The sequence below is a fragment of the Aquipseudomonas alcaligenes NBRC 14159 genome, from assembly GCF_000467105.1.
Taxonomy (GTDB): domain Bacteria; phylum Pseudomonadota; class Gammaproteobacteria; order Pseudomonadales; family Pseudomonadaceae; genus Aquipseudomonas; species Aquipseudomonas alcaligenes.
This window is the reverse complement of sequence record NZ_BATI01000005.1, coordinates 1-14016: the sequence shown is the minus strand read 5'-3', so window position 1 is coordinate 14016 and position 14016 is coordinate 1. Positions and strand designations below refer to the sequence as shown.

19 protein-coding genes are annotated in these 14016 nt (G+C 66.6%); 13 read left to right on the top strand and 6 right to left on the bottom strand.

Annotation, left to right across the window (positions count from 1 at the left end; genetic code table 11):
* Positions 1-11 precede the first annotated feature (11 nt).
* The 9 genes from PA6_RS02170 to PA6_RS02130 all read left to right on the top strand — a co-directional run bounded on the left by PA6_RS02170 (position 12) and on the right by PA6_RS02130 (position 6300).
* Positions 12-839 carry an HvfB family MNIO-type RiPP peptide maturase gene (locus PA6_RS02170; protein WP_021699227.1) on the top strand — a complete coding sequence of 276 codons (828 nt, stop codon included), beginning with the start codon at positions 12-14 and terminating at the stop codon, positions 837-839.
* Complete coding sequence (locus PA6_RS02165) at positions 836-1540, top strand: HvfC family RiPP maturation protein (RefSeq protein WP_021699226.1); 705 nt, start codon at positions 836-838, stop codon at positions 1538-1540. The genes PA6_RS02170 and PA6_RS02165 overlap by 4 nt, the downstream gene beginning before the upstream one ends.
* Positions 1541-1577: 37 nt before the next feature.
* Complete coding sequence (locus tag PA6_RS02160) at positions 1578-2174, top strand: HvfX family Cu-binding RiPP maturation protein (protein WP_021699225.1); 597 nt, start codon at positions 1578-1580, stop codon at positions 2172-2174.
* Positions 2175-2359: 185 nt separating this feature from the next.
* Positions 2360-3667, top strand: a complete 1308-nt coding sequence (locus PA6_RS02155; RefSeq protein ID WP_021699224.1) for an OprO/OprP family phosphate-selective porin — start codon at positions 2360-2362, stop codon at positions 3665-3667.
* 110 nt (positions 3668-3777) lie between these two features.
* Positions 3778-4908, top strand: a complete 1131-nt coding sequence (locus PA6_RS02150; RefSeq protein WP_021699223.1) for a GNAT family N-acetyltransferase — start codon at positions 3778-3780, stop codon at positions 4906-4908.
* A 1-nt stretch (position 4909) separates the two neighbouring features.
* Positions 4910-5122: a hypothetical protein gene (locus tag PA6_RS02145; protein WP_021699222.1), complete on the top strand. Its 213-nt coding sequence runs from the start codon at positions 4910-4912 to the stop codon at positions 5120-5122.
* Positions 5119-5442 (top strand): low molecular weight protein tyrosine phosphatase family protein, encoded by a 324-nt coding sequence (locus PA6_RS02140; protein WP_021699221.1) that lies wholly within the window; start codon positions 5119-5121, stop codon positions 5440-5442. Before PA6_RS02145 ends, PA6_RS02140 begins: the two co-directional genes overlap by 4 nt.
* A 13-nt stretch (positions 5443-5455) precedes the next feature.
* Positions 5456-5803 (top strand): hypothetical protein, encoded by a 348-nt coding sequence (locus PA6_RS02135; protein ID WP_021699220.1) that lies wholly within the window; start codon positions 5456-5458, stop codon positions 5801-5803.
* The gene (locus PA6_RS02130) at positions 5800-6300 is read left to right on the top strand and encodes a hypothetical protein (RefSeq protein ID WP_021699219.1); all 501 of its coding nucleotides are present in this window, start codon (positions 5800-5802) and stop codon (positions 6298-6300) included. Before PA6_RS02135 ends, PA6_RS02130 begins: the two co-directional genes overlap by 4 nt.
* A 6-nt stretch (positions 6301-6306) precedes the next feature.
* Here the strand turns inward: PA6_RS02130 and PA6_RS02125 are convergent, their stop codons facing one another.
* Genes PA6_RS02125 through PA6_RS02115 form a run of 3 tightly spaced genes read right to left on the bottom strand, consistent with a single transcriptional unit; the run spans position 6307 to position 8616 of the window.
* Positions 6307-6858 carry a peptidylprolyl isomerase gene (locus tag PA6_RS02125; RefSeq protein WP_021699218.1) on the bottom strand — a complete coding sequence of 184 codons (552 nt, stop codon included), beginning with the start codon at positions 6856-6858 and terminating at the stop codon, positions 6307-6309.
* Positions 6852-7679 carry an alpha/beta fold hydrolase gene (locus PA6_RS02120; RefSeq protein ID WP_021699217.1) on the bottom strand — a complete coding sequence of 276 codons (828 nt, stop codon included), beginning with the start codon at positions 7677-7679 and terminating at the stop codon, positions 6852-6854. The genes PA6_RS02125 and PA6_RS02120 overlap by 7 nt, the downstream gene beginning before the upstream one ends.
* 10 nt (positions 7680-7689) lie before the next feature.
* Positions 7690-8616: a LysR family transcriptional regulator gene (locus PA6_RS02115; protein WP_021699216.1), complete on the bottom strand. Its 927-nt coding sequence runs from the start codon at positions 8614-8616 to the stop codon at positions 7690-7692.
* 67 nt (positions 8617-8683) lie between these two features.
* Between PA6_RS02115 and PA6_RS02110 the strand changes: the two genes are divergently transcribed.
* From PA6_RS02110 to rarD, 3 genes are all read left to right on the top strand, one after another.
* Positions 8684-8998 carry a hypothetical protein gene (locus PA6_RS02110; protein WP_021699215.1) on the top strand — a complete coding sequence of 105 codons (315 nt, stop codon included), beginning with the start codon at positions 8684-8686 and terminating at the stop codon, positions 8996-8998.
* Positions 8999-9128: 130 nt separating this feature from the next.
* On the top strand, positions 9129-9728 hold the full coding sequence (locus PA6_RS02105) for an FMN-dependent NADH-azoreductase (protein ID WP_021699214.1): 600 nt from the start codon (positions 9129-9131) through the stop codon (positions 9726-9728).
* A 186-nt stretch (positions 9729-9914) separates the two neighbouring features.
* Complete coding sequence (gene rarD / locus PA6_RS02100; protein WP_021699213.1) at positions 9915-10811, top strand: EamA family transporter RarD; 897 nt, start codon at positions 9915-9917, stop codon at positions 10809-10811.
* On the opposite strand, the gene PA6_RS02095 is transcribed toward rarD, so the two are convergent.
* From PA6_RS02095 to PA6_RS02085, 3 genes are read right to left on the bottom strand one after another with little or no spacing between them, the layout of a single operon-like run.
* On the bottom strand, positions 10808-11350 hold the full coding sequence (locus PA6_RS02095) for a dihydrofolate reductase family protein (RefSeq protein ID WP_021699212.1): 543 nt from the start codon (positions 11348-11350) through the stop codon (positions 10808-10810). The two genes, rarD and PA6_RS02095, sit on opposite strands and share 4 nt — an antisense overlap.
* A gap of 25 nt (positions 11351-11375) precedes the next feature.
* Positions 11376-11783, bottom strand: coding sequence for an anti-virulence regulator CigR family protein (locus tag PA6_RS02090; protein WP_021699211.1), 408 nt, complete (start codon positions 11781-11783; stop codon positions 11376-11378).
* Between the two features lie 57 nt (positions 11784-11840).
* Positions 11841-12494 (bottom strand): 7-cyano-7-deazaguanine/7-aminomethyl-7-deazaguanine transporter, encoded by a 654-nt coding sequence (locus PA6_RS02085; protein WP_021699210.1) that lies wholly within the window; start codon positions 12492-12494, stop codon positions 11841-11843.
* Positions 12495-12670: 176 nt separating this feature from the next.
* On the opposite strand from PA6_RS02085, the gene PA6_RS02080 reads away from it, so the two are divergent.
* Positions 12671-14005 (top strand): DEAD/DEAH box helicase, encoded by a 1335-nt coding sequence (locus PA6_RS02080; protein WP_021699209.1) that lies wholly within the window; start codon positions 12671-12673, stop codon positions 14003-14005.
* Positions 14006-14016: the final 11 nt, after the last annotated feature.

Below are 14016 nucleotides of genomic sequence, written 5' to 3'. Positions count from 1 at the left end.
GGCGGCGGGACATGGCCAACGGCAACTTCGTCAGCGGCGCGGGCCTGGGCCTGCGTCGCGGCCTGCTCGCGGCGCTGCAGGACAGCGCCCCGGGTGCGGTCGACTTTCTCGAGATCGCCCCGGAGAACTGGGTCGGCGTTGGCGGGCGTTTCGGCCGCCAGCTGCGCGCGCTGAGCGAGCGCCTACCGTTCCTCTGCCATGGCCTGTCCCTCAACCTGGGCGGCTACGCGCCGCTGGACCTTGAGCTGCTGCGTGCGATCAAGGTGTTTCTCGACGAGCACGGCATCCTCGGTTACAGCGAGCACCTGTCGGCCTGTGCCGACGACGGCCAGTTGTACGATCTGATGCCGCTGCCCTTCAGCTTCGACGCGGTACGCCGGGTGGCTGCGCGCATCCGTCAGGTCGAAGACGTGCTGGAGCGGCCGCTGATCATCGAGAACGTGTCGGCCTATGCGCGCCTGCCCGGCGAGCTGGACGAGGTGGATTTCGTTCGCGCCGTGCTGGAAGAGGCCGATTGCCAGTTGCTGCTGGACGTCAACAACGTGCAGGTCAATGCCCATAACTTCGGCTTCGACCCGTACGCCTATATCGCGGCGATGCCCAGCGCGCGCATCGCCTACCTGCATGTGGCCGGGCACCTGGACCAGGCCGCCGACCTGAAGATCGACACCCACGGCGCGCCGGTGGACGACCCGGTCTGGGCGTTGCTGGCACACGCCTACGCGGTGCACGGCGTGCGTCCGACCCTGCTGGAGCGCGACTTCAACTTCCCGCCGCTGGCCGAGCTGTATGCCGAGGTAGGGCATATCCGCGTGCTGCAACAGGAGGCCGCGCGATGAGCCAGCACGATCAGGCGGCGTTTGCCGCGCGTATTCGCAATCCCCTGGCCGAACCGCTGTTGCCGGGGGTATCCGGGGAGCGCATGGCGGTGTACGAGGAGCTGTTCTTCAACAACCTCGACGGTTTCATCACCAGCGGCTTTCCAGTGCTCTGCCGGATTCTCGGCGAGCCACGCCGACGCCGCCTGGTGCGGGCCTTTATCTGCGAGCAACGCAGCGCCACGCCCTACTTTCTGCAGATAGGCGAGGCGTTCGTCGACTGGCTGCAAGGCGGTGGCGGCGCGGAGCCGGGCGATCCGCCCTTTGTCGCCGAACTGGCGCATTACGAGCGGGTCGAGCTGGCGCTGGATATCGCCACCGACGCGCTGCCGCTGCAGGGCTGGTCGCCTTTGGCCTGGCCGCTGGTCTATGCCTGGCCGGTACAACGCCTGAGCGCCGATTACCGGCCTACCGAGCCTCCTGCCGAGCCTACCTGCCTGCTGGCCTGGCGTGACCGTGAGGAGCGCGTGCGCTTCCAGCAGCTGTCGCCCTTCGCCTATCACCTGGCCCTGCGCCTGCAGGCCGGACAGCCTCACCTGGAGGCCCAGCTGGATCTGGCCGAGGTCAGTGGGCTGGCGGCCGACAAGCACTACTTTGCCCATGCCCGTGCGCTGCTGGACGACTGGCAGCGCCAGGACATCTGTTTCCCACCTGCTACCTGAAGGGGCGGGGCGCGTCGCCCAGCTCCGGGAGAACATCATGCTGAACCTGCTCAACCGCTTTCAGGATGGCCTGGACGCCACCCGGCGCCTGGACTTTCTCGCGCCGCTGCTGCTGCGCCTGTACCTGGTGCCGATCTTCTGGATGGCCGGCACGCACAAGCTGGCGGACATGGAGTCGACCATCGCCTGGTTCGGCAACCCCGACTGGGGCCTGGGCCTGCCGTTCCCGGCATTGCTGGCCTGGCTGGCGGCGCTCACTGAGGCGGGCGGGGCGGTGCTGCTGCTCCTCGGCCTGGCGGTGCGCTGGATTAGCATCCCGCTGATGGTGACCATGCTGGTGGCGATCTTCGCCGTGCACTGGGAGTTCGGCTGGCAGGCCATCGCCGATCCCTCCGCGCCCTTCGCCAACGAGCGGGTACTGGCCGCGGCGGAGAAGCTCGAGCGTGCCCGCGCCATCCTGCAGGAACACGGCAACTACGCCTGGCTCACCGCCAGCGGGCGTTTCGTCGTGCTGAATAACGGCATCGAGTTCGCCGTCACCTACCTGCTGATGCTGCTGGCGCTGTTCTTCAGCGGAGCGGGGCGCTGGTTGAGTCTGGATCACTGGCTGGCGAAGGCGTTGCGCCGGCGCTGAACGAGGCCCCAGCCCCGATGGGGCGGGGCTTGCGTGTTTATTTCCAAAGGAACTAAAAAGTTCCTATGTAATTTAACTTTCATATAACTACAACCGAGCTGAAATAACCCCCCGCCAAAATTCCCCCCCCAACACGCAGGGCCAAGGCCCAGTGTTTTTCTAAAGACCAATAGGGGAATCCTTCGATGAAGCACTTTGCCGGTTTTGCTGCCAGCGCCCTGGCTCTGGCCATTTCCGCCCAGGCTTTCGCCGGTACCGTCACCACTGACGGCGCCGACATCATGATCAAGACCAAAGGTGGCCTGGAAGTCGGCACCACCGACAAGGCATTCAGCTTCAAGCTGGGCGGCCGTATCCAGGCTGACTACAGCCGCTTCGATGGCTTCTACACCAAGAACGGCAACACCGCCGACGCCGGCTACTTCCGCCGCGCCTTCCTCGAGCTGGGCGGTGTGATGTACAGCGACTGGGCCTACCAGGTTAACTACGACTTCTCGCACAACGCCGGTGGCGACAGCCGCAAGGATGATGGCTACTTCGACGAAGCTTCCCTGGCCTACAACGGCTTCGCGCCGGTTTCGATCAAGGTCGGCCGCTTCGACCCGGAATTCGGTCTGGAGAAGGCCACCAGCTCCAAGTGGGTGACTGCCCAGGAGCGTACCGCTGCCTATGACCTGGTCGACTGGGCCAACCTCCACAACGGCGGCATGGGTATCCAGGTGTCCGGCACCGCCGGCAACTCCCTGTACGGTTCCGCCGGCCTGTTCTCCAAGGACGCGACCAACTCCACCGAAGATGGCGACAGCACTTCCCAGTTCAACCTGCGTGGCGTGTTCGCGCCGATGGCCGAGGCTGGCAAGGTCCTGCACTTCGGCCTCAACTATGCCCAGCGCGACCTTTCCGACACCGAGTTCGACGGCCGTATCCGCAGCCGTCTGGGCATGCGCGGCGTGAGCACCGATGGTGGCCAGGACGCCGGCGACAACGGCAACCGCCTGACCCTGGGCGGCGCCGAAGCCACTCCGGCCGGTGCCTATGGCGACGATGCCGCCTGGGGCCTGGAAGCGGCCTGGGCCATGGGCCCGTTCTCCCTGCAGGGTGAGTACGTGTCGCGCAGCATGGAGGCCGACGATGACGGTTACGAGGATATCGATGCCGACGGCTACTACGTACAGGCTGCCTACACCCTGACTGGCGAGCCGCGTGGCTACAAGCTCGGCAAGTTCGATGCGATCAAGCCGGCGAACAAGCAGATCGGTGCCTGGGAGCTGTTCTACCGCTACGACCACCTGAGCGCTGAAGACGACAACGGCAAGTTTGCCAAGATCGATGACATCGAAGGCAAGGTGCACAACGTCGGCCTGAACTGGTACGCCAACGAGGCGATCAAGATCAGCGGCGTTTACGTCAAGTCCTCGGTCGACAACGCCAAGAACGCCAACAACGACGACAGCGGCGACGGCTTCGTGATGCGCGCCCAGTACGTTTTCTAAGTACAAGCAGTTCATCCGCTCCTCTTCCTGGCCCCGCTTCTGCGGGGCTTTTTTATTGGGCGGGGAGTGGCAGGCTTTTATTTGCCTCGGGCAGCCGCCAGACTGACGGCATGTCGCTTCATACCCTGCATCGTCTCGCCGATATCGCCCCCGCCGCCTGGGACGCCCTGCTGCCGGAGGCACAGCCCTTCCTGCGCCACGCCTTTCTGGCGGCGCTGGAGGACAGCGGCAGTGTCGGCGTGCATACCGGCTGGCAGCCTGCACATCGCCTGCTGCGCGACGCGGCGGGCGAGGTGCGCGCAGCACTGCCGGCCTATATAAAAGAGCACTCCTTCGGCGAATACGTGTTCGACATGGGCTGGGCCGAGGCCTGCCAGCGTGCCGGTATCGCCTACTACCCCAAGCTGCTCGGCGCCGTACCTTTCAGCCCGGTCAGCGGGCCGCGCCTGCTGGGCGATCCGCAGCAGGCTGGCGCCTTGCTCGACGAGCTGACGGCAAGCCTGGCCGGCGAGGGGCTCTCCGGTCTGCATGTCAATTTCCTGCGTGCCGAGGACGACGCGCTGTTCCAGACGCGTGACGGCTGGCTGCAGCGCCTAGACTGTCAGTATCACTGGCGCAACCGCGGCTACCGCGACTTTCAGGATTTCCTCGACGCGCTCAATTCGCGCAAGCGCAAGCAGCTGCGCAAGGAGCGCGAGCAGGTGGCGGGGCAGGGCATCGACTTCCGCTGGCAGCTGGGGGCTGAGTTGTGCGAGGCGGACTGGGACTTCGTCTATGCCTGCTACGCCAGTACCTACCATGTGCGCCGCCGCGCGCCCTATCTGACCCGCGCCTTCTTCAGCCTGCTGGCCGAACGCATGCCCGAGGCGATCCGCGTGGTCAGCGCCCTGCAGCACGGCCGCCCGGTGGCCATGGCCTTCAGCCTGGTGGCCGGCGACAGCTTCTACGGCCGCTACTGGGGCTGCCTGGGCGATTTCGATCGCCTGCATTTCGAGACCTGCTTCTACCAGGGGATCGAGCGCGCCATCGCCGAGGGTCTGCAGTGTTTCGACGCCGGCGCCCAGGGCGAGCACAAGCTGACCCGCGGCTTCGAACCGGTCATCACGCGCTCCTGGCATTACCTGCTTCACCCGGGGCTGCGTGCCGCGGTGGCGAACTTCCTGGCCGAGGAGCGACCGGCGCTGCGGGCCTACGCCGAGCAGGCGCGGGAGTTGCTGCCCTATCGCCAGGCAGGAGCCTGAGATGAAGAAGGCATGGCTGAGTCTGGGCGTGCTGGTACTGAGCCTGCCGCTCGGCGTGTTGCTGACCCTGCTGCTGTTGCCGCTCTGGCGCTGGCTGGAGGACACCGCGGGTGTCGAGGCCATCGGCCACTCGGGCCCCGCCGCCTGGTGCCATGGCGCCGCTATCGCCGTATTCGCCGTGCTCGGGCTGGCCCTGGTGTGGCGACCGCGATGACCCGTGCGCTGTTCATCTGCAGTCGCAACCGCCTGCGCAGCCCGACGGCCGAGCAGGTATTCGCCGGCTGGCCCGGCGTGCAGAGCGACTCGGCCGGTCTGGCGGCGGACGCCGAGGTGCCGTTATCCGCCGAGCAGCTGCACTGGGCCGAGCTGATCTTCGTCATGGAGCGCGTCCACCAGCGCCGCCTGCAGCAGCGTTTCGGCGCGCTGCTCAAGGGCAAGCGGGTGATCTGCCTGGGTATACCCGACGACTACCAGTACATGCAGCCCGAGCTGGTCGAGCTGCTGCAACAGAAAGTGAGCGCTTATCTGCGCTGAACGAGGAGCGAGAATGACGAGGATCGTCTGCGGTCTGTTTGCCCTGCTGGGCTGGCCATGGCCCGCCTTTGCCGAGGATTGCGCCGCGCTGGATGCGCGGGCCAAGGCGGCCAACTGGCACAACCCCTGGATCGGCGAGGTGGCTGGTCAGGACCGCGCACATTTCCACTCGGCGCCCAGCGCGGCGTGCCGCATCCACGGCAAGTTCATCATTCCCGGCGATAGGGTTTCCATTTACAGCGAGTACGACGGCTGGTCGCAGATAATGTACCTGGCCGGTGACGAGGAAGATGCCGGGGTGTGGGTGCGCAGCGAGCGGTTACGGGTCATCTCCCGGCCGGACGAGGGGCCGCGGCTGTGAGTCTGATCCTACGCCCCAGGCCCTGGAAATGGCTGGGCATGCTGCTCGGTTGCCTGGCGTTCTGTGGGGTGGCGGTGCTGATGCTGTGCGATGGGCGGCTGGCCGGCTGGTTCTGCCTGGCGGTATTCGGCCTGGGTAGCCTGATCGCCGCGCTGGCCTTGCTGCCGGGGGCCAACTACCTGCGCCTGGGCGAGGAGGGCTTTACCTTCAGCTCGCTGTTCCGTGCCCATCATGTGCGTTGGGCAGATGTGCAGGGCTTTGCTCAGGTGCAGGTGGCGTCGAACCGCATGGTCGGCTGGCGTTATCGCGAGGGGCGGGAGCCCAAGGGGCGTGGTGTACGCCTGTCGCTAGCCATCGCCGGTTGCCATGCGGCGCTGCCGGAGAACTACGGACTGGGCGCCGAGGAGCTGGCGCGGCGCCTGGAACTGCTGCGCCTGGCGCACGCCAGCGGCGATATTGCCGGTGCCCTGGAGCTGCTGGCGCAGCCCAGGGCCTGAATGGGCTTAGAGCTTTTTCGCGCTGAGGATCAGCACCGGCTCGACCGGCACGTTCTGGTGCATGCCGCGGTTGCCGGTGCGCACCTTGGCGATGCGGTCGACCACATCCATGCCGCGTACCACCTTGCCGAATACCGCGTAGCCGAAGTCGCGGCCGCCGTGGTTGAGGAAGTCGTTGTCTTTGTGGTTGATGAAGAACTGGCTGGTGGCCGAGTCCACTGCCTGGGTGCGGGCCATGGCGATGGTGCCGCGGTCGTTGCGCAGGCCGTTGTCGGCCTCGTTCTTGATCGGCTTGAAGGTGTCCTTCTGGCCCATGTCGGCATCGAAGCCGCCGCCCTGGATCATGAAGCCCGGGATCACCCGGTGGAACTGGGTGCCGTTGTAGAAGCCGGATTCGACATAGCCGAGGAAGTTCTGCGTGCTGATCGGCGCTTTCTCGGCGTTCAGCTCGATCTCGATGTCGCCGTAGCTGGTGGTCAGCACCACGTGCGGGTTCTCGGCGGCGAACAGGCTGGTGCTCAGCAGCAGGCCGGCGGAAAGGAGGAGTTGCTTCAGCATGGTTGCGGGTCCTTGTTGTCGTGTTGCGGTTGAGGTTGCTCGACCTGGGCGAGGAAGTCGTCCAGGACAGCGTTGAAACGATCCGGCTGGTCCATCGGGGTGGCGTGGCGCGAATGCTCGATCACCACCAGGCGGGCGTTCGGCAGTTCGGCCACGTAGGCCTGCTTGGCTGCCACCGGGGTGTAGTCGCGGTCGCCGCTGATCACCAGGGTAGGACAGGTGATGGCGGCCAGGCGTTCACGCACCCCCCAGCCGATGATGGCGTCGAGGCTGGCGAGGTAGGCGCGCTTGTCGTTCTGCGGCCAGCGTTGCTCGACCTTGGCGCGCAGCTCGGCCTGCTCCGGCAGGGGGAAGAGCAGGCGGCCCAGGCCCCTGCCGATGGTCTGCAGGCTCAGCAGGCGCGAGAGGCTCCAGCGCTTGGCCAGCATCCACCAGTCGGCCGCGCTTTTGGCCTTCACCTCGGGGGCGCTGTTGACGATGCACAGGCTGCGCAGCAGTTCGGGGTGGTCGACGCCCAGCTGGAAGCCGACCATGCCACCCATGGAGATACCGACCAGGTGCACCGGCGGCAGGCCCAGGTGCTCGATCAGCGCCGCCACGTCGGCGGCGAAGGCGGCCATGCTGTAGCGCTCGCGCGGCTTGCCGGAGCGGCCGTGGCCGCGCAGGTCGACGGCCAGCACGCGACGCTGTTGTTGCAGGTGAGGAAGCTGGTACTCCCAGTCCTGAATGCTTGAGCCCAGGCCATGCACCAGCAGCAGGGGTTCGCCCTGGCCGTGGTCCTCGTAGTACAGCTGGCAGCCGGCGTGTTCGAAGTAGGGCATGACGCGGGCCTCAGGCGTTGGGCAGCGGGGCGGCGAAGGGCGCCTCCAGCGGCGCGCCGTCGAAGTTCTTGATCAGGTCGATGAGGATCTGGGTGGCCGGGCCGAGTACCCGGTCCTTGTTGCTGTAGAGGAAGAAGCGCGGCCGGCGTGTGCCGCCCTGTTCCATCGGCAGCGGCTTGAGCAGGCCCTCGGCCAGCTCGCGCACGATCAGGTGGCGCGGCAGCCAGGCGAAGCCCAGGCCGCTGGAGACGAAGGTGCGCGCGGTGGGCAGGCTGCCGACCGTCCAGCGCTGCTCGGCGCCGAGCCAGCCGGCGTCGCGCGGCTGCACCCGGCCGCTGTCGCGGATCACCACCTGCATCTGGCCTTCGAGGTCCTGGAAGGTGACCTCGCGCTGCAGGCGATGCAGCGGATGCTCCGGATGGGCCACGGCGATGAAGTCCACCTCGCCCAGCTCGATGGGCAGGTAGCCGGTGATGTTGAGGGCACTGATGGCCAGGTCGGCGGAGCCTTCGTGCAGCACGTCCTCGACGCCGGACAGCACTTCCTCACGCAGGCGCACGCGGCAGCCGCGGCTCTGCGGCATGAAGGCCGAGAGGGTGCGCACGATATTGGCGGTGGGGTAGGCGGCGTCCACCACCAGGCGTACTTCGGCTTCCCAGCCCTGTTCCATGTGATGGGCCAGCTCTTCCAGCTGACTGGCCTGCTTGACCAGCTGCCGCGAACGGCGCAGTAGCACCTCGCCGGCTTCGGTGAGTACCGCCTTGCGCCCGTCGATGCGCAGTAGCGGCGCGCCCAGCTGTTCCTGCATGCGTGCCACCGTGTAGCTCACCGACGATTGCGAGCGGTGCAGCGCCTCGGCCGCCTGGGCGAAGCCGCCGTGGTCCACCACCGCCTGCAGGGTACGCCATTGATCCAGGGTGACACGGGGCGCTTTCATCGCCGTTTCCTCATTGAACAGTTAATTTCGAGACCGCACACTAGGCACCCCCAAACGGAGAGTGCCGATGAAAAACTGCTGCCTGGTCCTGCTTGCCCTGCTGCCGCTCACCGCTGCTGCCTACCCCACCGAGCTGGAGAAGCAGATGAATGGCGCCGAGGTCTCCGCCACCGTCCAGCAGATCGACAGCAACATCGGCGGTCTCACCCTGTACAACTACGGCCTCACCGACGCCAAGTGCAACGCCCAGTTCCGCAACGGCCCCGAGGCGCCGCGCACCCGCTCCGCCGAGCTCAAGGCCGGGGAAAGCGTGACCCAGACCGTGAAGTTCGCCCGCAACATCATCCGGCTGCGGGTGAACGTGACCTGCCAGCCCAAGTGAGCCTAGGGCGCGCTGTCAAATAAATCAACTTTGTTGATTATTTGAAGCGGATATTTGCGCTTTTTTATCTTATTGGCTGACCATAATCTGCACTCCATCGAAGCCCAGCAACCCCGATGGAGTTAGCCAAATGTCCCGCATCCTCGTTATCGAAAGCAGTGCCCGTCAGCAAGGTTCCGTTTCCCGCCAGCTGACCGCCGATTTCATCGCCCAGTGGCAGGCCGCCCATCCGCAGGATGAGGTCACGGTCCGCGACCTGGCCAAGCAGCCGGTGCCGCACCTCGACGAAACCCTGCTGGCCGGCTGGATGAAGCCCGCCGAGCAGCAGAACGATGCCGAGAAGGCCGCCGCCGCCCGCTCCAACGAGCTGACCGACGAGGTGCTGGCTGCCGACGTGCTGGTCCTCGCGGCGCCGATGTACAACTTCGCCATCCCCAGCACCCTCAAGGCCTGGCTGGATCACGTGCTGCGTGCCGGCGTCACCTTCAAGTACACCGAAACCGGCCCGCAAGGCCTGCTCACCGGCAAGCGCGCCTATGTGCTGACCGCCCGTGGCGGCATCTACGCTGGCAGCGGCATGGACCACCAGGAACCCTACCTGCGCCAGGCACTGGCCTTCATCGGCATCCACGACGTGCAGTTCATCCATGCCGAGGGCCTGAACATGGGCGCCGAGTTCTCCGAACAGGGCCTGGCCAAGGCCCGCGAGCAACTGGCCCAGGTCGCCTGATCACCTGACTCTCCCCTGGGGCCGATTTCCTCGGCCCGTCCACCGGCTCGCGCGGGCGCTCCTCCCGGCGGGCCGGTTTTTTATTGTGCGAGCACTGTATGCCCGTCGCCGTGCATAACTGTGTTTGAAATATTGAACGCTCTGTGTTGCCATAGCTCACCTTGAGTCGGGTGGTCGGAGGCAGCGGTGCAATTGTCGGGTCGTGGTGTGGCGCTGTCGGTGGTGGCGTCGGTGTTGTTCGTCCTGGTGCCCGGCTACGTGCGCGAGCTGGCACCGCTGGACGGCCTGCAGGTGTTCGCCCAGCGCATCCTCTGGTCGATTCCGGCGGTCCTGCTGCTGGTGGCCATGGCCCGCCAGTGGGATGTGCTCGGCGCCGCTTTCGTGCGCCTGCGCCGCGAGCCGCTGTTGCTGCTTGCCTTGCCGTTGGCAGCAGCGTTGATGGGCGTGCAGTGGCTGCTGTTCGTCTGGGCGCCGCTGGCCGGCAGGATGCTCGATGTATCGCTCGGCTACTTCCTGCTGCCGCTCGCCATGGTGCTGGTCGGCCGGCTGTTCTATGGCGAGCGCCTGCGCCCGCTGCAGCGCCTTGCCGTGGGCTGCGCGCTGCTCGGTGTGGCGCATGAGCTGTGGCTGACCCAGGCCTTCTCCTGGGTGACCCTGGTGGCGGCACTGGGTTATCCGCCGTACTTCATGCTGCGCCGCTGGATGAAGCTGGACGCGCTGTCCGGCTTCGTCCTGGAGATGCTGGTGCTGGCGCCGCTGGGCATCTGGCTGATCCAGGCCTACGGACCGCCGGCGCTGTTCACCCAGGCGCCGCAGCTGTGGTGGCTGTTGCCCGGCCTGGGGCTGCTCAGCGCCCTGGCCTTCGGCGCCATGATGGCGGCCAGCCGCCTGTTGCCGCTGGGGCTGTTCGGCATTCTCAGCTATGTGGAACCGGTGTTGCTGTTCGGCGTCGCCGTGCTGTTCCTCGGCGAGACCTTCGCGCCGCAGCAGCTGTGGACCTACCTGCCGATCTGGCTGGCGGTGCTGCTGATCGGCTGGGACAGCGCACGCCTGCTGCGCAAGCAGGCACAGCAGCTGAGCTAGTCGGCGCTGTCGCGCAACACCCGGTAGTGCAGCTGGGCGACGCCGCTGGGAAACAGCCGATGCGCCTGCAGGCTCAGGCGCTGCTCCAGGCCGCCGGCGAACAGCTGGACGCCGGCGCCGAGCAGGTGTGGGATGACGCTGACCAGCAGTTCATCGAGCAGCCCGGCGGCCAGGCAGTTGCCGGCCAGGCTGCCGCCCCCGACCAGCCAGACCCGTTGGCAGCCGCGTTCGGCCAGTTCTTCCAGGGCGTCACTGGGGGTGCAGTGGCGGCCCAGCACATCCGCCGGGGGCTGTTGCAACGGATTGCGCGCCAGTACCCGGCAGGGCTTGCCGGCGTAGGGCCAGGCGCTGCCGAAGCCGCGCACCATGTCGTAGGTAGCGCGGCCCATCAGCAGGCCGTCGATGCCCTGGTAGAACTGCTCGTAGCCATGATCGTCGCCTGTGGCCTCGATGGCTTGCAGCCAGTCCACGGCGCCGTCCGGGCGGGCGATGTAGCCGTCCAGGCTGGCGGCGACGTAGTAGACCAGTTGCGGCTTCATGCGAGCGCCCCGGTGCGACCGTCGCTCAGTCCAGCACGTTCGAAATGATCTCGTAGATCAGCCCGGTGGCCAGGGTCACCAGCACCACGTCGGTGCCGACCTGGCGCCACTCGTAGCCGTCGTAGTGCGGCAGCTGGCCGAGCAGGCGGTTGTCGAAGCGTTTGGCGATGCCCGGCGGCAGCGGCTTGCCACGCGCCAGGTTCTTGCGGATGCCCGGCGGCAGCGATTGCGCCGGGCCGATCAGCTCGCGGTTGTCGCCGAGGACGATGCGCACCCGGCCGATGTCGATGCTCGGGCCGCGCAGGTCGACAGTGACGTCGTCACCGCCGCCGCCGTGCTTGTCATGTTTGTCGTGCTTGGGCGCGGCGCCGGCGCTGTTCAGCCCGAGGGCGAGGGTGGCGGCGATCAGGGCGAGCGGCAGGGTACGGGGCATGGGGGCTTCTCCGGTACGGGGTACAGGTTTCGAGTGCGGCCGTGCCCGATCGTTCCCTCAGGCCAGCGCGCGGCTGCGGTGGTCCAGCACGCGCAGTATGGCGCGCAACAGCATGCCGTACAGCGGCACGAACAGCATCAGGCTGACGGCCAGCTTGACCCCGTAGTCCACCGTGGCGATCTCCACCCAGTGCTCGGCCATGAAGGGGTTGTCGCTGCGCCAGAAGGCCACCGAGAAGAAGGCGAAGGTGTCCAGCAGGTTGCCGAGGATGGTCGAGGCGGTCGGCGCGATCCACCACTGCGGCAGCTGGCGCAGGCGGTCGAACACCTGGATGTCGAGCAACTGGCCGAGCACGTAGGCGAGGAAGCTGGCCACCGAGATGCGCAGGACGAACTCGTTGTACTCGCCCAGCGCCGCCAGGCCGCGGAAGGCGCCTTCCTGGAACAGCACCGAGACCACGTAGGAGGCGAGCAGGGCGGGGATCATCACCCGCGCGATCACCTGGCGCGCCGGACCCTTGCCGAGCAGGCGCACGGTCAGGTCGCTGGCCAGGAAGATGAACGGAAAGCTGAAGGCGCCCCAGGTGGTGTGCCAGCCGAACAGGGTGATCGGCAGCTGCACCAGGTAGTTGCTGGCGATGATGATGAGGATATGGAAGGCGATCAGCACGGCCAGGGCCGAACGCTGGTGCGCGGTCTGCGAAACGAGCATGGAGGCTACCTTTTTAGGGATGGGGTTAGGGAACCCATGCCGGCCGGGATGGCAGGCGGCGCGCATTCTATCCGTTTGCAAGGATTTGTACAAAATTCGATCAAATACGCTCTTTTGCCGCGACAACCGGTAACCTATGCGGCTGTTTCCGATTTTCCGTGCCGAGGTAAGCCCCAGTGTTCTCCCAATTCGCCCTGCATGAACGCCTGCTCAAGGCTGTCGCCGAGCTGAACTTCACCGAGCCGACGCCGGTGCAGCAGGCGGCCATTCCGCCGGCGCTGGAGGGGCGCGACCTGCGGGTGACGGCGCAGACCGGCAGCGGCAAGACCGCGGCCTTCCTGCTGCCGCTGCTCAACCGCCTGCTCGGCGATGCCAACTCGAAGCAGCGCACCGACGTGCGTTCGCTGATCCTGCTGCCGACCCGCGAGCTGGCCCAGCAGATCCTCAAGGAAGTGGAGCGCTTCTCCCAGTACACCTTCATCAAGGCTGGCCTGGTCACCGGTGGTGAGGACTTCAAGGAGCAGGCCGCGCTGCTGCGCAAGCAGCCCGACCTGCTGATCGCCACCCCCGGCCGGCTGATGGAGCACCTCAACGCCGGCAGCCTCAAGCTCAATGGCGTCGAGGTGCTGGTGCTGGACGAGGCCGACCGCATGCTCGACCTGGGCTTCGCCGAGGACATCGAGCGCATCACCCAGGAGTGCGCCAACCGCCAGCAGACCCTGCTGTTCTCCGCCACCGGCGGCGGCAAGGTGCTGCGCGAGATGATCGCCAAGGTGCTGCGCGAGCCGCTGCACCTGAAGCTCAACAGCGTCGACCAGCTCAGCGCGACCACCGTCCAGCAGATCATCACGGCCGACGATGCGACGCACAAGGAGCGCCTGGTGCAGTGGCTGCTGTCCAACGAGCCGCACCGCAAGGCGATGATCTTCTGCAACACCCGCGCCCAGGTCGACCGTCTCTACGGTCATCTGGTGGCCCTGGACTACAAGGCCTTCGTGCTGCACGGCGAGAAGGACCAGAAGGACCGCAAGCTGGCCATCGACCGCTTCCGCCAGGGCGGCAGCAAGGTGCTGGTTGCCACCGACGTGGCGGCGCGCGGCCTGGACATCGAAGACCTGGATCTGGTGATCAACTTCGACATGCCGCGCTCCGGCGATGAGTACGTGCACCGCATCGGCCGTACCGGCCGCGCCGGCGCCAGCGGCCTGGCGATTTCGCTGATCTGCCACAACGACTGGAACCTGATGTCGAGCATCGAGCGCTACCTCAAGCAGCGCTTCGAGCGCCGGGTGATCAAGGAGCTCAAGGGCAGCTACCAGGGGCCGAAGAACGTCAAGGCGTCCGGTAAGGCGGTTGGCGTGAAGAAAAAAAAGACCGACAAGAAGGACGGGGCTAAGAAATCGGCCAGCAAGACAGCACCCAAGCGCCGCGCCAACGCGCCCAAGGCGGCGCCCCTGGTCAGCCAGGACGGCATGGCACCGCTCAAGCGCAAGAATCCGGCGGCGGAGTGAGGATGTTGCCC